Raw genomic sequence first — 16,541 nt, 5'->3', positions numbered from 1 at the left:
TGCCGTCGAGATCGAAGACCAATGTCGGCGCGCCGACCATCCGCCTACCCCTTCTCCGCAAGGCCCCGCCCGGCGCCGTCTCGCGATTGCCGCATCGGCGTGTAGACTGCGCCCTGTGATTCGTCGAAGGAGTGTAACCTTGCGCGCAGCCATTCGTCTCCTCTCTCTCGGGGCCGCCCTGGCGGCGCCGGTCTTCTTCGCGTCCACCGGCGCGGCGCTCGGCGGCAATTATGAATTTCTCGCCGCCCCGCAGACCGATCTCAACCGCGTCTTTCGGCTCGACCGCGCCAGCGGCGAAGTCGGAGCCTGCCAATATGGGCTGAAGGACGGCGCCGCCGTCGGCGTCACCCTCTGCTATCCGCCGGGCGAGGGCGCCAAGGCCGGGCAATTCAGCGAATACGCCCTCATCGCCTCGCGCCACACGGGCGAAGGCGGCGTGTTTCGCGTCGATCTGCGCTCGGGGCAAATGTCGATCTGCTTCGTCTTGAACGAGAGCTCGGTGGTCTGCACCCCACCGGCGAAATAGCTCGGAGTCTTCTCATGTTTCATGAAAAGACTCCGAGCTTTTGTTTTGACGCGCTTCCAACGCCGAACCGGCGCCCACTTCGGCTGTAGACGCTCTAAGCGTTCGCGCCGGTCTCCGGCCAGAACAAGAGCTCGGCGGCAGAGACAAAGGCGACGAGGCCGCCCAGCAGGCCGAGAGCCACGGCGGCGGGGACATTGTGCTCGAAGCGCAGCAGCCAGGGCGCGAAAGCGGTGAGCGCGCCGAGCACGACATTCACCTCGCGAAAGAGCCGCGTGTAGCTGGTAAGCGCGATCGCCGCGGCGACGACGATAAAGCTGCCGGCGATCCAGCTCACCGCGGCGGCGGTCATATCGTCATGATAGCCGAAGGCCCAGGGCGCGATGCAGACGATCCCACCCAGGATCAGGCAGGCGATGTCATAGGGACGGCCTTCTCCTCGGGGACGGCCCTGCCCTCGCTCGATTGCGCTCGGATCGCTCATGCGCGCCTCCCTTGCCGCGAGCCCTGCGGATCGGGGAGACATAAGGCGCAGGCGGCGCCCTGCCAGAGGCATGGAGGGGCGACGATCGACGCCCGATAGGCGCGCGGCGAAATCATCGCGCCATTGCGAGTCCCAGCGATGCGAGCCCGCGCTCTACTGGACCGCGAGCCCTTGAGCTCGCATCGGCGCGTCGATCGACTCGATTATGTCCCCGTGTCGCCTTAGGATGCGCCATGACGATCAAGATCTACATCGACGGCGACGCCTGCCCCGTGAAAGATGAAACCTACAAAGTCGCCTCTCGCTATGGTTTGCAGACTTTCGTCGTCTCCAACAGCTTTATGCAAATCCCGCGATCGCCGCTGATCGCCCGGATCATCGTCGACGCCGGAGCCGATGTCGCCGACGATTGGATCGCAGAGCAGGTCGTCGCCGGAGATGTGGTCGTCACCAGCGATATTCCTTTGGCTGGACGCGTATTGGCGAAGGAGGCGCATGCGATCGCGCCCTATGGCCGCGCCTTCACGCAGGACTCGATCGGTCTGGCGCTCGCGCAGCGCTCGCTCATGGAGCATATTCGCTCGACCGGCGAAATCACCGGCGGCCCACCGGCATTTTCGTCCGCCAACCGATCGCAATTCCTTCAAGCCTTGGACCAGGCCATCGCCCGAGAGCAGAGACGGCGGCGATGAGCCGATCGGCGCTTTCCGCTGAGAGCTGTAGGGAAAGGCCTTGCCGTCCCTCCTAATCGCTCATGATGCGAACAATACGAGTGATGCAAAAATGAAAGTCTCGACCGCCGAATTCATCAAGAACTACGGCACGCTGGCGGACAAGGCCCTGTCGGAGCCGATCACCATCACCAAGAACGGTCGTGACAGGCTGGTGATGATCTCCGCCGAGGAATACTCCCGCCTCGAGCGCCGCGACCGGCGTGGTCAAGCTGGAAGAGTTCACGGAAGAGGAAATCGCCCTCATCGCCAAGGCGGAGGTTCCGCCCGGTCATGAACGCCTCGATGAGGAGTTGAAAGACTGGCGGCCGTGAGCTGGCCGGTTCCGCAGCCGGGACTGGTGATCCGCTATTCGCATCTGTGGGAGAGCGAGGCCTTCTCCGAGGACAGAACTATTGGACCGAACCTTCGCGCTCTAAAATCAGCCGGACTCCTCAACCTCGCGCCACGCCAGTGCATGGCGCGACTCTTTGGTTCGGGATGGGGAGCGGTGAAGTATGACCCGTTGCGGTCATTGAAAATTGACGCTTGCAAAACCTCTACCCTTTGCAAGGCCTGTTCGCACCAGAGTTAGTCCAAAGGCACCCGCTTAATGGACGCGAGATCAAGGTGTCCAGCACGGTCGCCCACCAGCGACGCCAGAAATGAAGCAAACTCTTTCTGGAAACAGGCAACGTTCTGCCAGTTGTCATGAACGGCCTGCAATATAGCAGGTTCGCATTTGGCGTATTGGCAGATATTGGCGTTTAACACTTGAGCTGCCCATGCAAGCTGGCAGGTCGCATATCCGCCCATCATGGCGCTGGCCACATCGGTCAAGGAATCCTCCATCTCGCCTGTGGAAACCCTGATGTTTCCGTTTGTCCGACGGACTTGAAATCCGAGTTCGGACGAAGCAGGGTTCCCGTGCTTCAGCGCTGATAGATAGCGGAAGATTGACTGCTCCACGGTCCGCCCCTGCTCGTCGGCGAAAACTGCGCTAATGGCGTTGGTAACGTTCTGCGTCACGCTTTGACGGGCGTTTTGATGCTCAACCCAGCGGGTGGCCCACTTCACGTCTGTAGCAGCGTAAGCTAGGTCGAGCTTCGCCTCGAACTGCGACAGCAAAATTATACCTGCTTCGGTCGGGTGCTTTGCTTGAGTGAGAATCAACGCCGCATCGCGCAACCTGATGATGCGCGCGAAGATAATCATCGGCACGAAAATAGCCTCGTTAATCTTTACCTTTTCACGGTAAAAATAGCCGTTGATTTCGCCACAGAGTGCTGTTGCGTCGTGGTGAACCTTGATGGTGAACTCCTCATAGTCTGCTGTCATGTCGATGTTGCCCCTTGCTCCGTGGATAGCTTGGCTTCCTGCTGCCGCGCCTGCCACGTCGCGACAAGAAACGTCGCCATTGCGCCCGCGAGATTAACCGCAAGTTCGGCATGTCGCGCTTGGGGGCGGGCGCGCTTCGGCCCCTGACTATGGGCGTCGCCAAGCTTGTTGCGGATGGAGCCGATCGATTCCACGATCGACTGGCAGCTTCCCAAAATCTGCTTGAAAATCTGCTCCGTGTGTTCGTCTGGGGCGAGCTTAAGCGTCTTGGCGAGTTGCCGGTAAAGCACCGGCAAATCGTCGTCGTCCTTGAAGACGGCATTCGCCTCGTGAAGAATCCATTTGCAGGTGTCTTCCAGCAAGGTGCGGGCGAGCGTGATGGCGGCACGTGGATCCGAAGCCCTTCGCGAGAGCGCTTCTTGCCAGCGGGCGGCGATCTCGTCTGGATTGAAGGCGTGAAGCGCCTTGGCAATCTCGGCGTCGGCTGGGGTGGATCCAGCTGATCCGAGATGGCGAACCTTGAAAATCGGGCTGCCGGACATTTTGTCCGCTTCCTCAATACGAAAACCATCATACGCGAGATGGCGATTCAAGCGAGCGGCAAGGTCATACTGTTCGGGCAATTCGCGTGTTAAAGGATCGAGAACCGCTTCGAGCAACTGAAAAAACTTGGCCTGCGAACAATCATAGATACCCAGAACTTCGAGCACCTGAGAATTGTCGAGGTCGTCATTCAAAAAAAAATGTCGGCGCAAATAATCGGCCATCTGATATTCGTCGAGCCGCGGTGAAGGTGAAGGTGAAGGTAAGGTGTCGATTGGCCAGAGTTTTCTGAGAAATTCAATTTCGTCCAAGGCTCCTGCAAGAGGCACTTTGTCGAGTTCCCCCACAATGCGGCGGCGGGTGAGCGGCGTAATCGTTGGGCCGCTTTTCTCGTCGATTTTCGCGAGGGCCTCACCAAGGTCGGCGTGGTCTTCCTCGTCTTGAATGGCGCGCGCGACTTTCAAGATTTCATCGGCGGGAAGGGACTGAACGCGCTGCATGACGTATTTGTATTTGCTACGAAAAGCTTCTTCTCCGGTGCCTTCGGCAAGGCCATAGCGAACACAGACGCCGGGAACGTCGTAGGCTTTGTGATCAGAAATGACGGACGCGATTAGATGCCGCAAATTCTTGATCGTGGCTGCAGCAGGCCCCTTCGTCATAGCGCAAGCCTCGACATCGTAATTCTGCTCACATTGAACCGGCGCGCCAAGTCTGCCTGCATTGCCGTACCGTCCGCAAGAGCTTTGCGAGCTTCTTCCCGTTGATGGCGCGTAAGGGCAGGGGGCCGCGCCCCATGTGAACGCGGCGCGCCTTTGCGCGCTCGCGGCCCTCGCCGGTGCGGGCTCGGATGAGATCGCGCTCGAACTCGGCCAAGCCGCCCAACACAGTGAGTATAAGCCGTCCGTGCGCCGTCGCGGTATCGGCCCATGCGTCGGCCAAAGATCGGAATCCGGCTCCGGCCTTCGCCACAGCGTCGAGCACGTTGAGAAGGTCGCGCGTCGATCGCGCCAGCCGGTCGAGGCGCGTCACAAGCAACACGTCGCCCTTGCCCAAGGCGGCGAGCGCTCGGCGTAGCTGGGCGCGGTCGGTCTGCGCGCCGCTGGCCATCTCCCTGAACACCTTCTCGGCTCCAGCGGAGCGTAGCGCCTTCACCTGAGCTGAGCGTCAACGCTCTGGTAGGCGGTCGAGACGCGGGCATATCCGAAAACCGTCATGCTGACAGGGTAGAAAAGCGCTAAACTTTTGCAACAAACTTTTGCACGCGCCAAGCCCCTGAAAAACAAGGCGCAGCGTGTGTTACAAAAGTCTTGATTTATGGTACCTAGCTTTCAACACTCAGGCATATTCTCAATCATGCCAATAATAATTGCCGTGCCGTTTTCTCTTACCTGCACACAAACCCGCTCTCCTTGGAATATCTCCAATGTCCCGTCCATCAAGTAGGTGACTTCGCACGTTCCGCCATCGTTAAATTCCATGATGTGCATTACGCGCTCGCCGATTTTGTTTATGATATACGACTTTATGTCTATGATATTGTTTATTCCAATTCGCCTAATAGCTTCGACGTTTATAGTCGCATCGCCATCGACGTGGATGTGTGGTTCCTCTGCCATTGCCGCCTCCTGTTGTTGCGTGGGGCCTACCTACCGGCTTTGTTGCAGTCGCATAAGGCCCAATATGGAACCCTCCCGGAATGTCCGCTCCTGGCGCATCACTGCCCCCGAACACCACGCCCCCCAACCGCGTCAGGTGTTGAATCGGAAATGCAGCACGTCGCCGTCGATGACGACATATTCCTTGCCCTCGAGCCGGAACTTGCCCGCCTCCCGCGCCCCCGCCTCGCCGCGCAGCGCGACATAATCCTCATAGGCGATCGTCTCGGCGCGAATAAAACCCTTCTCGAAATCCGTATGGATGACGGCGGCCGCCTGCGGGGCGCGCGTGCCCTGCTCTATGGTCCAGGCGCGCGCCTCCTTGGGCCCCACGGTGAAATAGGTCACCAGCCGCAGCAGCGTGTAGCCGGCGCGGATGACGCGGTTGAGGCCGGGCTCGGCGAGCCCCACCGCCTCGAGATAATCCTTCTGCTCCTCGGCCGGCAGCACGGCGATCTCGCTCTCGATCTTGGCCGAGACGACGACGCTCGCCGCCCCCTCCTCGCGCGCCCGCGCCGCCACTTTCTCGGAGAAGGAATTGCCCTCGGCCGCGGCGCCTTCCTCGACATTGCAGACATAGAGAACCGGCTTGGACGAGAGCAGGCCGAGCCCGGCGAGCGCGCCGCGCTCCTCCGGCTTGATCTCGACGATGCGGGCCGGCCTGCCGTCGCGCAGCAGGTCGAGGCAGCGGCGCATGAGGTCGAGCAGCTCCTTGGAGTCCTTGTCGCCGCCCTTGGCCTTTTTCTCGAGCGGGATCACCCGCTTTTCCAGGCTGTCGAGATCGGCGAGCATCAGCTCGGTCTCGATCGTCTCTATGTCGCGGATCGGATCGACGCCGCCCTCGACATGGGTGATGTCGCCATCCTCGAAGCAGCGCACCACATGGGCGATGGCGTCGCATTCGCGGATATTGGCGAGAAACTGATTGCCGAGCCCCTCGCCCTTGGAGGCGCCGCGCACCAGCCCGGCGATATCGACGAAGGTGAGGCGCGTCGGGATGATCTGCTTGGAGCCGGCGATCTCGCAGAGCTTGTCGAGGCGCGGATCGGGCACCGCCACCTCGCCGACATTGGGCTCGATCGTGCAGAACGGGTAATTGGCCGCCTGCGCCGCCGCGGTCTGCGTCAGCGCGTTGAAGAGGGTCGACTTGCCGACATTCGGCAGGCCGACGATTCCACATTTGAAGCCCATGGCGTCCGGTTTCCTCGCGCGATCTCGCTGCGGCGCGGTATGGGCGGGGCGGGGCGAAAAGGCAAGGGCCGCGCGAAAGACGCTGCGGCGGCGAGGAAGCGGACGAAAACGCCGATTTCGAAGAATTGGTTTCGCGCGATCGCGGCCGCATCTTCGCCCGGCGGGTTGACCGCGAGCCCGGCAAGGCGGAAAAGCTGCAAAAAGCAATGCGTCGGCAATTTTCGGGCGCGACTCTGGCCGGAACACCATGCGACACACGTTTCGAATTCGACAGGCCGGTCGCGCCTTCGCGACATTCGCTGCGGCGGGACTGCTCGCCTCGACGCCGATTCTCGCTCTGGCGCAGACCGCCGCCGCGCCATCCGCGCCCGCCGCGGCGGCGCCGGCCGCCGCCCCCGCCGCTCCTGCGCCGCAGCCCGCCGCTCCCGCGCCGGCGCCCGCCCCTGCGGCGCCCGCTGCGGCCGAGCCCGCGCCCGCCGCCGCGCCTCAGACCGCGGCCGCGCCCAAACCGAAGCCAAAACCCAAGCCCAAGCCCGCGCCGCCGCGGGAGATGGCGCTCTCCGACGATCCGACCCCGGCGCTGCAGCCCGAGACCTTCTTCGCCACCTCGCTCGCCTCCGAGCGCTACGCCGCGATCGCCGACGCCGGCGGCTGGCCGAAGGTGGGGACGCCGCTACAGCCCGGCGCGCGCGGCAAGGCGGTGGCGGCGCTGCGCCGGCGCCTTTCGGCCGAGGGCGATCTGCCCGCGGAGGCGGCCGGCGGCGAGGCCTGGGACGCAGCGCTCACGCAGGCGGTGAAACATTTCCAGTTCCGCATGGGACTGAGGCAGACCGGGGCCGTCGCCGGTGCGACTTTGCGCGAATTGGACGTGCCGGCCTCGGTGCGCTTTCGCCAGCTCGCCTCCTCGGCGCAGCGGCTCGCCGGCAATGATTTCCCCTTCGGCCCGCGCTATGTCGTGGTCAACATCCCCTCCGCCGCCGTCGACGCCGTGGAGAATGGCCATGTCGCGCGCCGCTATACGGCGATCGTCGGCGATGTCGAGCATCCCTCGCCCGAGGTCGAGGCCAGGATCGGCGCGGTCAATCTCAACCCCACATGGACGGTCCCGGTCTCGATCATCAAGAACGAGATCATGCCCAAAATGCAGAGGGACCCGTCCTACCTGGCCAAGGCGCGCATTCGCGTCTTCGACAATCGCGGAACGGAGATCGAGCCAAAATCGATCAATTGGGCCAATGAGCGGGCCGCGAACTATACGCTGCGCCAGGATAGCGGCGCGCAGAACTCGCTCGGCTCGATTCGCATCGCCATGCCGAACAAGCACGCCGTCTATATGCATGACACGCCGAGCAAGCGGCTCTTCTCGAGCGATTATCGCTTCCTCTCGCATGGCTGCGTGCGCGTCGAGGGCGTCTATGACCTCGCCGCCTGGCTGCTCGAGGGCGCGCCGGGACAATGGGACAGAGCCGCGATCATGGCCAAGATCGGCAGCGAACGCCAGGACGTGACGCTGCCCAAGCCCGTGCCGGTCGTCTGGGTTTATATGACCGGATGGGCTTCCGCGAATGGAACCGTTCACTTCCGCAACGATATATACGGAGTGGACGCGGTGGGCGAAGCGCGCGGAGAGCGCTGATTCGATCTTCGCATCGGAGGGACGGATAAATGCGCGGCGCTTCGATCGTTTTCGCCCTGGCCTTCTCAGGGGCTCTCTGTGCGACGCAAGCCGCAGAGCGGCGCTCCCCTCCGCCGCGGACGGCGGAGACCGTCGTCCTCCCCGTGCAATATTGCGAGAAAATGTGCCCGCAGGACTTCGCGCCCTGCGATCCGCCTTATTTCAAGACCGCGGATTCGCGCTGCGCGCAGGTGGGCGTCGGGCGCTGAGGCGCGAATCCTTCCCCCGCGAAGGGGGAGAAGGTGGCCTCGCGAATGCGCGACGGATGGGCAGGCGCTGTGCGTCGATAAACGGGCGGGGACCCTCATCCGACCCGGCTTCGCCGGGCCACCTTCTCCCGCGAGCGGGAGAAGGATTCGCTTACTCGTCCAGCCCGCGCGCGCTCTCGTGCCAGCGCGAGAGCGCGAGGCGCGACAGCGCCGTCAGCGCCGCATAGATGACGACGCCGGCGAGCGAGACCAGCGCCAGCGCCGCAAACATGCGCGGGATATCGAGGCGATAGCCCGCCTCTGAAATGCGGAAGGCGAGGCCCGCTCCCTGCCCCGCGGCGCCCGCCGCGAGCTCGGCTGCTATCGCGCCGATCAGCGCCAGCCCGCCGCCGATGCGCAGACCCGCGAAAAATTGCGGCAGCGCCGCCGGCGCGCGCAGAAAGACGAGCTTTTGCCAGGGCGAGGCGCGATAGAGATCGAACAGCTCGACGAGCGCGCGATCGACCGAGGCGAGGCCGAGCGAGGTATTGGCGAGTATGGGGAAAAAGGCGACGAGAAAAGCGCAGACAAGCACCGCCTCGCCGGGCGCGAGATAGACCAGCAGCAACGGCGCTATGGCGATGATGGGCGTCACCTGCAGCACGATGGCGAAGGGCATGAGCGCGCGCTCCATCCATCGCGATCGCGAGATCAGCAGCGCCATTGTGACGCCGCCGATCGTCGCCAGCGTCAGCGCCTCCAGCGCCGTCGTCAGAGTGACGATGAGCGAGGAGAAGAGAATCTCGCGATCCCTCACCAGAGTTTCGGCGATGAGGCTCGGCGCCGGCAGCACATAGGGCGGAATGTCCCAGATGCGCACCATCGCCTCCCATGCGGCGAGCGCGCCCATCAGAACGGCGAGCGGCAGCAGCGCGTCGCGCAGCGGAGACCTCTCCCGGGACCGGGCGGCGCTCATTGCTTCTCCTCCCCATAGGCGCCGCGCAGGGCGGCCGAGGCGCGCCGGCACAATTGCGCGAATTGGGGGCTCGTGCGGAATTCCTCGTCGCGCGCGACGGCGGGGTCTATGTCGATCGTATCGACGATCGTCCCGCCGCGGGCGGAGAGCGCCAGAATGCGCGTCGAGAGATAGACGCTCTCATAGATGGAGTGGGTGACGAAGACGACCGTCGTGTCGAGGCTTCGCTTCATCGCGAGCAGATCGTCGCCGAGGCGAAACCGCGTCACCTCGTCCAGCGCGGCGAAGGGCTCGTCCATCAGCAGCAGCCGCGGCCGCGTGACCAGAGCGCGGGCGATGGCGACGCGCATCTTCATGCCGCCGGACAGCTGGCGCGGCAGCGCCGTCTCGAAGTCGGAGAGGCCGACGAGCGCCAGCGTCTCGCGCACCAGCGGCGCGGCTGTTTCACGCGTCTTGCCGGCGAGGCGCAGCGGCAGATAGACATTGGCGAAGACATCGGCCCAGGGCAGCAGCGTCGCCTCCTGGAACACGAAACCGATGTTGTGCGCCGCTTGCGGCTCGCGCCAGTCGAGCATGCCGGCGCTCGGCGTCGCAAGGCCGGCGACGAGCCGCAGCGCCGTCGATTTGCCGCAGCCAGAAGGCCCGAGCAGCGTCAGAAACTCGCCCTTGCGAAGATCGAGGTCGAAATTCTCGAGCGCCATGACGCCATTGGCGAAGCTCTTGCCGATCCCGCGCAGCGAGACGAGAGGCTCCGCCAATGTCGCGACGCCCGCCGTCACTCCACCCCCGCCGCCCGGGAGGGGCGCAGCTCCAGCCCGACCTTCTTATTCACGAAGCGCGTCGTATAGCCCTCGGCGATGGCGAGATCGGCCGGGAAGACGCCGGCCTTGGCCATTTTCTCGAAGAAGCTGCGCACACGCGCGTCGGTCATCGCGCCGAGGCCGAGGGCGATCGAATCGCCGGAATCGACGATGCCACGCTCCTTCAGCTTTTCGACCGAATAGGCGAGCTGGCCCTCGGACATTTCCGGATTATCCTTGCGGATGGCGGCGTTGGCGGCGCTATTGTCACCGTAGATGTAATGATACCAGCCGATGATGGAGGCGTCGACAAAGCGCTGCACGAGATCGGGCTTGGCCGCGATCGTCTCCTTGCGCGCCTCGATCGTCGTCGAATAGCTGTCATAGCCATAATCGGCGAGCAGGAAGACATTCGGCGTAAAGCCGCCCTGGCGAGCGATCTCGAAAGGCTCGGAGGTCAGATAGCCCTGCTGGATCGACTTCTTATCGGCGAGGAATGGCGCCGAATTGAAAGTATAGGGCTTGATCTTCTCTTCCTTGAAGCCGTAAGCTTGGCGAAGCCATTGATAGACCGAGACGAGATTGTCATTGCCAATAAAGGCCGTCGCCTTGGGCAGATCCTCGAAGCGATCGAAGTCCGCGCCCGGATGCGACATGAAGATGATCGGGTCCTTCTGGAACATGGATGCGACGGCGACGATGGGCGCCTTCTGCTGCACGGCGGAGAAGGTCTGAATGAGATTGGCGCCCATGCAGAAATCGACGCGGCCGGCGGCGAGCAGCAGCCGGGCGTTGGATTGCGGCCCGCCCTGCAATATTGTGACGTCCAGGCCGTATTTGGCGTAAGTGCCGTCGACGAGGGCTTGATAGAAGCCGCCATGCTCGGCCTGCGCCCGCCAATTGGTGGCGAAGGAGACCTTGTCCAGCGCGAGGGCCGGAAGGGCCGAGAGGAAGAAAGCCAAAGCCGCGATCTTTGCTGCGAAGCGGTTCGTCATCGATTGCCTCACCTCGATTTTTTCAACAAACTCGGGGCGCATCCTTCTCCCACTTTGTGGGAGAAGGTGGCCCTGCGGAGCAGGGTCGGATGAGGGCCGAGCGGGCTCCAGTCGACGATCCGAACCGCGCGCCAATGCCGATGGGCCCTCATCCGACCTCGCTTCGCGAGGCCACCTTCTCCCGCATGCGGGAGAAGGATGCGCCCCATCGCCCCCGCTATGGCGAACCCCGCCCGAAAGGTCTACCCTCTCCGCCATGCTCCCGTCCCGCTATTGGATCGACCTCACCACCCACGACTTCCGCGACCTCGAGATGGAGCGCGTCATCGCCGTGCTGCCCATCGCCGCGGTAGAGCAGCATGGGCCGCATCTGCCGGTCGGCGTCGACTCGGACATCATGCGCGGCATGATCGAGCGCGTCGCCCTCCGCCTGCCGGACGATCTCGACGCGCTGTTCCTGCCATTGCAAGCGATCGGCGTCTCCATCGAGCATGGCGACTTTCCCGGCACGCTGAGCCTCTCTCATGAGACGGCGCTGCGCCTCCTCTGCGAGATCGGCGAAGGCGTCGCCCGCGCCGGTTGCCGCAAGCTCGTACTCCTCAATTCGCATGGGGGCAACTCGGCGCTGCTCTCCCAGGCGGCGCTGGAGCTGCGCGCCAGCAAGGGGCTGCTCGCCGTCTCTTGCTCCTGGCACCGCTTCGGCTATCCGGACGGGCTGTTCGGCGAGGAGGAGGTCCGGCTCGGCATCCATGGCGGGGAGATCGAGACCTCGCTGATGCTGGCGCTCGCGCCTGATTTCGTCGATATGGCGCAGGCGCGCCATTTCCGCTCCGCGAGCCTCGTTTTCGAGCGCGACTTCACCTGGCTGCGAGCCGACAGGCCGATCGGCTTCGGCTGGATGACGCAGGACCTCTCCAAGGAGGGCGCCATCGGCGATGCGGCGGCGGCCAGCGCCGCCAAAGGCGAGGCCGCGGCCGACTATTGGGCGACCGCCTTCGTCGAGCTTCTGCGCGACGTCGAAGCCTTCGATCTGGAGCGCTTCGCCAAAGCGCCGCGAGACGACGACGAAACCTAATTTATTTTCAGCCTGTTAATAAATAGCGCGCATTCGCCCGCCCCGCTCGGCGAAAACGCGGCGCGCGGCCGAAAACGCCGCAGGGAAGCGGCCTTCCGCCGTCTTTGGAGGCTTTCGCCTCGGCGCGGTTCGGTCTACAACGCGCGCAACTGCGCAGCCAGACGCCAGAGAGGCCCCGACATGACCGAAATCATCGATATTCACGCTCGCGAGATACTCGATTCGCGCGGCAATCCCACGGTCGAGGTCGAGGTCACGCTGGAGGACGGCTCCTTCGGCCGCGCCGCCGTGCCCTCCGGCGCCTCGACCGGCGCGCATGAGGCGGCGGAGAAGCGCGACGGCGACATGACCCGCTATCTCGGCAAGGGCGTGCTGGACGCCGTGCAGAGCGTCAATGAGGACATAGCGGCCGAGCTCACCGGATTCGAGGCCGAGGATCAAGTGGCGGTCGACGAGGCGCTGATCGAGCTCGACGACACGCCGAACAAGTCGCGGCTCGGCGCCAACGCCATTCTCGGCGTCTCTCTCGCCGTCGCCAAGGCGGCCGCCGACGCCTCCTCGCTGCCGCTCTACCGCTATATCGGCGGGGTGCAGGCGCGCGTGCTGCCGGTGCCGATGATGAACATCATCAATGGCGGCGTCCACGCCGACAATCCGATCGACTTCCAGGAATTCATGATCCTGCCGGTCGGCGCGCCGACGGTGCGCGAGGCGATCCGCTGGGGCGCGGAAGTCTTCCACACGCTGAAGGCCGCGCTGAAGAAGGCCGGACTCTCCACCTCCGTGGGCGACGAAGGGGGCTTCGCCCCCAACCTCCCCTCGGCCGAGGCGGCGCTCGACATCATCGTCGAGGCGATCGTGACGGCCGGCTTCGTGCCGGGCGAGGACATCTATCTCGGCGCAGACGTCGCCTCGACCGAGTTCTTCAAGAACGGCAAATATGTCTATGAGGGCGAGAAGACGACGCGCAGCGTGGAGGAGCAGGTCGCCTATCTCGCCAAGCTCGTCGAGGCCTATCCGATCGTCACCATAGAGGACGGCATGGCCGAGGACGATTGGGAGGGCTGGCGCCTGCTGACCGACACGCTCGGCGACAAGATCCAGCTCGTCGGCGACGATGTCTTCGTCACCAATGTCGAGCGCCTGGCGCGCGGCATCGATGAAGACGTCGCCAATTCGCTGCTGGTGAAGGTCAATCAGATCGGCACGCTGACCGAGACGCTGGCCGCCGTCGAGATGGCGCATCGCGCCGCCTATACGACGGTGATCTCGCATCGCTCCGGCGAGACCGAGGATTCGATCATCGCCGACATCGCTGTGGCGACCAATAGCGGCCAGATCAAGACCGGCTCGCTGGCGCGCTCGGACAGAGTGGCGAAATATAATCAGCTCATCCGCATCGAGGAGGAGCTGGGCCCGGCGGCGATCTACGCCGGCCGCAGCGCGCTGAAGGCGCTGGTGTAAAGCCCCCTCCCTCACCCTCCCCCGCTCACGCGGGAGAGGGAATCGGCGACGTTGCGCGAACTTTGGATGAAGGCCCGAATCTGCTCCCTCTCCCGCAAAGCGGGGGAGGGTTGGAGAGGGGGCCTTCGATACGGATATTCGGCTTTCCCCCATGCCCATGGAAAAGACCTTCGACCCCTCGACCATCGAAGCGCGGATGCGCGAGCTCTGGGAAGAGGCGGGCGCCTTTCGCGCCGGCCGGCCGGAGCGCGCCGACGCGAAACCCTTTTCCATCGTCATACCGCCGCCCAATGTCACCGGCTCGCTGCATATGGGCCATGCGCTCAACAATACGCTGCAGGACATTCTGGCGCGCTACCACCGCATGCGCGGCGACGATGTGCTGTGGCAACCGGGCACCGACCATGCGGGCATTGCGACGCAGATGGTTGTCGAGCGCAAGCTCATGGAGCGCCAGCAGCATCGCCGCGAATTGGGCCGCGCGAAGTTCTTGGAGGAAGTCTGGGCCTGGAAGGCGGAATCGGGCGGCGTCATTGTCGAGCAATTGAAACGGCTCGGCGCCTCCTGCGACTGGTCGCGCGAGCGCTTCACGCTGGACGAGGGACTTTCCCGTGCGGTGGTGAAAGTCTTCGTGCAGCTCTATCGCGACGGGCTCCTCTATAAGGACAAGCGCCTCGTCAATTGGGACCCGAAGCTGCTGACCGCCATCTCCGATCTCGAGGTGCAGCAGATCGAGGTAAAGGGCCATTTGTGGCACTTCAAATATCCGGTGGTCTATCACGACGGCCAGCCGACCGGCGAGTTCATCACCGTGGCGACGACGCGCCCCGAGACCATGCTCGGCGACACGGCGGTGGCCGTGCATCCCGAGGATGAGCGCTACACGAAATTGGTCGGCAAGAATGTGCGCCTGCCTCTGGTCGGCCGTCTGATCCCCATCGTCGCCGATGAATATTCGGACCCCGAGAAGGGCACGGGCGCGGTGAAGATCACGCCCGCGCATGACTTCAACGATTTCGAGGTCGGCCGCCGGCATCAGCTGCGTCTCATCAATGTGCTCGACGCCGAAGGCGCCGTGACGCTGAAGGACAATCACGATTTCTTCGACCATGTCGCGCCCTCGCCCGAGCTCGACCTGACGGTCGAGCAGTTGCACGGCCTCAGCCGAGAGAAGGCGCGCGCGCGCGTCGTCGCCATGATGGAGGAGCACGAGCTGCTCGCCGAAGTGTCGGACCATAAGCATATGGTGCCGCATGGCGACCGCTCCGGCGCGGTGCTGGAGCCGCGCCTCACCGACCAATGGTATGTGGACGCCAAGACGCTCGCCGGGCCGGCGCTGGAGGCGGTGCGCTCCGGCCGCACGAATTTCGTGCCGAAAAATTGGGAGAAGACCTATTTCGATTGGCTCGAGAACATCCAGCCCTGGTGCGTGTCGCGCCAGCTCTGGTGGGGCCATCGCATTCCCGCCTGGTATGACGAGGACGGCAATGTCTTCGTCGAGGACAGCGAAGAAGCCGCTTTCGCCGCCGCACGCGCGAAGCACGGACGCGATGTGGCGCTGACGCGCGACGAGGATGTGCTCGACACTTGGTTCTCTTCCGCGCTCTGGCCCTTCTCGACGCTCGGCTGGCCGGATGAGACGAAGGAGCTTTCGCGCTTTTATCCCACCAATGTGCTGGTGACGGGCTTCGACATCATCTTTTTCTGGGTCGCCCGCATGATGATGATGGGCCTCTATTTCAAAAAGGAGGTCCCCTTCCACGACGTCTACATTCACGCCCTCGTCCGCGACGAGAAGGGCGCGAAAATGTCGAAGTCGAAGGGCAACGTCATCGACCCGCTGCATCTCATCAACGAATATGGCGCCGATGCGCTGCGCTTCACCCTCGCCGCCATGGCGGCGCAGGGGCGCGACATCAAGCTGTCGACGCAGCGCGTCGTCGGCTACCGCAATTTCGCGACCAAGCTGTGGAACGCCTCGCGCTTCGCCGAGATCAACGGCTGCGCGCGCGTTTCCGGTTTCGATCCGAAGAAGAATGAGATCACGCTCAATCGCTGGATCGTCAGCGAGGCGGCGCGCGCTTCCGCCGAGATCGCCACGGCGATCGAGGCCTATCGCTTCAACGACGCGGCCGGCGCGGCCTATCGCTTCGTCTGGAACGAGTTCTGCGATTGGTATCTGGAGCTCGCCAAGCCCCTGCTGCAAGGCGAGGATGGCGCGGCGAAGGACGAGACGCGCGCCACCACGGCTTTCCTGCTCGATCAGGTCTATGCGCTGCTGCATCCCTTCATGCCCTTCATCACCGAGGAGCTGTGGGGCGTCAAAGGATTCGAGGGCCCGGCGCGCGAGACGCCGCTGGCGCTGGCGCAATGGCCAGATCTCGCCGGGCTCGAGGACGCCGCCGCGGAAGCGGAGATCGGCTGGATCGTCGATCTCGTCTCGGAAGTGCGCTCCGTGCGCTCGGAGATGAATCTGCCCGCCGGCGCGGAGGTCGCGCTGGTTCTGGTCGGCGCCGACGCGGAGGTTCAGGCGCGCGTCACGCGCTGGGACGAGACCGCGCGCAAGCTCGCGCGTCTTTCGGCGATCTCCTTCGCCGAGGCCGCGCCGGGAAGCAGCGCGCAGCTCATCGTGCGCGGCGTTCTCGCCGCCATTCCGCTCGAGGGCGTCATCGATTTCGCCGCGGAGAAGACGCGTCTCGCCAAGGAGACCGCCAAGCTCGAAGGCGAGGCGAAAAAGATCGAGGCCAAGCTCGGCAACGCCGATTTCGTCGCGCGCGCGCCGGAAGAAGTGGTGGAGGAGAATCGCGAGCGCCTCGAGGAAGCGCGCGCCCGCATCGAGAAGCTGACGGCGGCAGCGAAACGCCTCGGTTGATAGCCAACGCGTCAAAACAAAATCCCAGAGTCTTTCCGCGTTTCAATGA

The 16,541-nt window shown here is 64.0% G+C and carries 17 protein-coding genes (1 of these 17 only partly in view); 7 read left to right on the top strand and 10 right to left on the bottom strand.

The genetic code is table 11. The features are described 5' to 3' along the window. Positions 1-40: the beginning of an HAD-IA family hydrolase gene (locus AC6IY7_RS10890; protein WP_497779020.1), read on the bottom strand. Its footprint begins 653 nt before the window's first position; 40 of the gene's 693 nt are visible here — the first part of the coding sequence; the start codon lies at positions 38-40; its stop codon lies beyond the left edge, outside the window. A gap of 99 nt (positions 41-139) precedes the next feature. Between AC6IY7_RS10890 and AC6IY7_RS10885 the strand changes: the two genes are divergently transcribed. Continuing rightward, positions 140-526 (top strand): hypothetical protein, encoded by a 387-nt coding sequence (locus AC6IY7_RS10885; RefSeq protein ID WP_497779018.1) that lies wholly within the window; start codon positions 140-142, stop codon positions 524-526. Between the two features lie 94 nt (positions 527-620). Here AC6IY7_RS10885 and AC6IY7_RS10880 read toward each other — a convergent pair whose 3' ends face one another. Further along, the gene (locus tag AC6IY7_RS10880; protein WP_497779017.1) at positions 621-1,007 is read right to left on the bottom strand and encodes an SPW repeat domain-containing protein; all 387 of its coding nucleotides are present in this window, start codon (positions 1,005-1,007) and stop codon (positions 621-623) included. Between the two features lie 233 nt (positions 1,008-1,240). On the opposite strand from AC6IY7_RS10880, the gene AC6IY7_RS10875 reads away from it, so the two are divergent. Both AC6IY7_RS10875 and AC6IY7_RS10870 read left to right on the top strand, forming a co-directional pair. Next, complete coding sequence (locus tag AC6IY7_RS10875) at positions 1,241-1,699, top strand: YaiI/YqxD family protein (protein WP_497779015.1); 459 nt, start codon at positions 1,241-1,243, stop codon at positions 1,697-1,699. Between the two features lie 91 nt (positions 1,700-1,790). Next, complete coding sequence (locus AC6IY7_RS10870; RefSeq protein WP_497779014.1) at positions 1,791-2,015, top strand: type II toxin-antitoxin system prevent-host-death family antitoxin; 225 nt, start codon at positions 1,791-1,793, stop codon at positions 2,013-2,015. A 293-nt stretch (positions 2,016-2,308) separates the two neighbouring features. On the opposite strand, the gene AC6IY7_RS10865 is transcribed toward AC6IY7_RS10870, so the two are convergent. The 5 genes from AC6IY7_RS10865 to ychF form a co-directional block, all read right to left on the bottom strand. Further along, the gene (locus AC6IY7_RS10865) at positions 2,309-3,055 is read right to left on the bottom strand and encodes a hypothetical protein (protein WP_497779013.1); all 747 of its coding nucleotides are present in this window, start codon (positions 3,053-3,055) and stop codon (positions 2,309-2,311) included. Beyond that, positions 3,052-4,260 carry an abortive infection family protein gene (locus tag AC6IY7_RS10860; RefSeq protein ID WP_497779012.1) on the bottom strand — a complete coding sequence of 403 codons (1,209 nt, stop codon included), beginning with the start codon at positions 4,258-4,260 and terminating at the stop codon, positions 3,052-3,054. The genes AC6IY7_RS10865 and AC6IY7_RS10860 overlap by 4 nt, the downstream gene beginning before the upstream one ends. 28 nt (positions 4,261-4,288) lie before the next feature. After that, positions 4,289-4,708 carry a recombinase family protein gene (locus AC6IY7_RS10855; protein WP_497779011.1) on the bottom strand — a complete coding sequence of 140 codons (420 nt, stop codon included), beginning with the start codon at positions 4,706-4,708 and terminating at the stop codon, positions 4,289-4,291. A gap of 221 nt (positions 4,709-4,929) precedes the next feature. Then, positions 4,930-5,217 carry a hypothetical protein gene (locus tag AC6IY7_RS10850; RefSeq protein ID WP_497779010.1) on the bottom strand — a complete coding sequence of 96 codons (288 nt, stop codon included), beginning with the start codon at positions 5,215-5,217 and terminating at the stop codon, positions 4,930-4,932. 132 nt (positions 5,218-5,349) lie between these two features. Further along, positions 5,350-6,447, bottom strand: a complete 1,098-nt coding sequence (gene ychF, locus AC6IY7_RS10845) for a redox-regulated ATPase YchF (protein WP_497779009.1) — start codon at positions 6,445-6,447, stop codon at positions 5,350-5,352. 247 nt (positions 6,448-6,694) lie between these two features. Here ychF and AC6IY7_RS10840 point away from each other — a divergent pair, with 247 nt between their 5' ends. Beyond that, positions 6,695-8,083, top strand: coding sequence for a L,D-transpeptidase family protein (locus tag AC6IY7_RS10840; protein WP_497779007.1), 1,389 nt, complete (start codon positions 6,695-6,697; stop codon positions 8,081-8,083). Positions 8,084-8,482: 399 nt separating this feature from the next. Here AC6IY7_RS10840 and AC6IY7_RS10835 read toward each other — a convergent pair whose 3' ends face one another. From AC6IY7_RS10835 to AC6IY7_RS10825, 3 genes are read right to left on the bottom strand one after another with little or no spacing between them, the layout of a single operon-like run. Beyond that, entirely contained in the window at positions 8,483-9,286 is an 804-nt protein-coding gene (locus tag AC6IY7_RS10835; protein ID WP_497779006.1) for an ABC transporter permease, read from the bottom strand. Next, on the bottom strand, positions 9,283-10,065 hold the full coding sequence (locus AC6IY7_RS10830; RefSeq protein ID WP_497779005.1) for an ABC transporter ATP-binding protein: 783 nt from the start codon (positions 10,063-10,065) through the stop codon (positions 9,283-9,285). Before AC6IY7_RS10830 ends, AC6IY7_RS10835 begins: the two co-directional genes overlap by 4 nt. Continuing rightward, positions 10,062-11,081, bottom strand: coding sequence for an ABC transporter substrate-binding protein (locus AC6IY7_RS10825; RefSeq protein WP_497779004.1), 1,020 nt, complete (start codon positions 11,079-11,081; stop codon positions 10,062-10,064). The genes AC6IY7_RS10830 and AC6IY7_RS10825 overlap by 4 nt, the downstream gene beginning before the upstream one ends. Positions 11,082-11,337: 256 nt before the next feature. Here AC6IY7_RS10825 and AC6IY7_RS10820 point away from each other — a divergent pair, with 256 nt between their 5' ends. The 3 genes from AC6IY7_RS10820 (at position 11,338) to AC6IY7_RS10810 (ending at position 16,492) form a co-directional block, all read left to right on the top strand. Then, positions 11,338-12,156: a creatininase family protein gene (locus AC6IY7_RS10820; RefSeq protein WP_497779002.1), complete on the top strand. Its 819-nt coding sequence runs from the start codon at positions 11,338-11,340 to the stop codon at positions 12,154-12,156. 180 nt (positions 12,157-12,336) lie between these two features. Continuing rightward, on the top strand, positions 12,337-13,620 hold the full coding sequence (eno, locus tag AC6IY7_RS10815; RefSeq protein WP_497779001.1) for a phosphopyruvate hydratase: 1,284 nt from the start codon (positions 12,337-12,339) through the stop codon (positions 13,618-13,620). 157 nt (positions 13,621-13,777) lie between these two features. After that, positions 13,778-16,492 carry a valine--tRNA ligase gene (locus tag AC6IY7_RS10810; protein WP_497782826.1) on the top strand — a complete coding sequence of 905 codons (2,715 nt, stop codon included), beginning with the start codon at positions 13,778-13,780 and terminating at the stop codon, positions 16,490-16,492. Positions 16,493-16,541: the final 49 nt, after the last annotated feature.

It is taken from the genome of Methylosinus sp. is20ea (assembly GCF_059718135.1).
Note: the sequence above shows the minus strand (reverse complement) of the source record. Positions and strands in the feature narration are given on the sequence as shown.

Excerpts from the sequence above, each read along its gene's own strand:
- AC6IY7_RS10880 (WP_497779017.1), bottom strand. The coding sequence starts at position 1,007 with ATGAGCGATCCGAGCGCAATCGAGCGAGGGCAGGGCCGTCCCCGAGGA.
- eno (WP_497779001.1), top strand. The coding sequence starts at position 12,337 with ATGACCGAAATCATCGATATTCACGCTCGCGAGATACTCGATTCGCGC.
- AC6IY7_RS10865 (WP_497779013.1), bottom strand. The coding sequence starts at position 3,055 with ATGACAGCAGACTATGAGGAGTTCACCATCAAGGTTCACCACGACGCA.
- AC6IY7_RS10825 (WP_497779004.1), bottom strand. The coding sequence starts at position 11,081 with ATGACGAACCGCTTCGCAGCAAAGATCGCGGCTTTGGCTTTCTTCCTC.
- AC6IY7_RS10835 (WP_497779006.1), bottom strand. The coding sequence starts at position 9,286 with ATGAGCGCCGCCCGGTCCCGGGAGAGGTCTCCGCTGCGCGACGCGCTG.
- AC6IY7_RS10855 (WP_497779011.1), bottom strand. The coding sequence starts at position 4,708 with ATGGCCAGCGGCGCGCAGACCGACCGCGCCCAGCTACGCCGAGCGCTC.
- AC6IY7_RS10870 (WP_497779014.1), top strand. The coding sequence starts at position 1,791 with ATGAAAGTCTCGACCGCCGAATTCATCAAGAACTACGGCACGCTGGCG.
- AC6IY7_RS10875 (WP_497779015.1), top strand. The coding sequence starts at position 1,241 with ATGACGATCAAGATCTACATCGACGGCGACGCCTGCCCCGTGAAAGAT.
- AC6IY7_RS10820 (WP_497779002.1), top strand. The coding sequence starts at position 11,338 with ATGCTCCCGTCCCGCTATTGGATCGACCTCACCACCCACGACTTCCGC.
- ychF (WP_497779009.1), bottom strand. The coding sequence starts at position 6,447 with ATGGGCTTCAAATGTGGAATCGTCGGCCTGCCGAATGTCGGCAAGTCG.
- AC6IY7_RS10810 (WP_497782826.1), top strand. The coding sequence starts at position 13,778 with ATGGAAAAGACCTTCGACCCCTCGACCATCGAAGCGCGGATGCGCGAG.
- AC6IY7_RS10860 (WP_497779012.1), bottom strand. The coding sequence starts at position 4,260 with ATGACGAAGGGGCCTGCTGCAGCCACGATCAAGAATTTGCGGCATCTA.
- AC6IY7_RS10850 (WP_497779010.1), bottom strand. The coding sequence starts at position 5,217 with ATGGCAGAGGAACCACACATCCACGTCGATGGCGATGCGACTATAAAC.
- AC6IY7_RS10840 (WP_497779007.1), top strand. The coding sequence starts at position 6,695 with ATGCGACACACGTTTCGAATTCGACAGGCCGGTCGCGCCTTCGCGACA.